This is a genomic window from Virgibacillus sp. GM2-2 (genome assembly GCF_055329585.1).
On record NZ_JBUZWC010000038.1, the window covers coordinates 1 to 340 of the forward strand.

Here is a 340-nt window from a genome sequence, read left to right on the forward strand (position 1 = left end):
GTTTCCAACAAGTGCGTATCGTGCCTTTTTACGGGCGCTATGTGGTCGAATTGATATTCAAGAAAACCGACGAAAAGGCATTGCTAAGGCCGAAAGACAACAAGAACGATTTTCTCTTCACCCCGAAACGAATCATGGGAGTGGATATTGGCATCGATAACCTTGCAGCCATTGCAGATAATACAGGCGATCAGCCTGTCATCGTCAAGGGCAAGGTGTTGAAATCTATCAACCACCAGTACAACAAAGAACGAGCGCAGATGGTTCGGATTTTACGGAACGGATTGCAGGAGAAGGAAGGACAACACATGTCCCGGAAACTGAAAAACCTTGACCGTAA

General features: G+C 46.2%; 1 protein-coding gene. It reads left to right on the plus strand.

Features of this window, described 5'->3' with window-relative positions:
• Nucleotides 1–134 precede the first annotated feature (134 nt).
• The coding region (locus ACY9Z2_RS18885) for a transposase (RefSeq protein WP_463611225.1) at nt 135–340 on the plus strand (206 nt) is incomplete at its 3' end.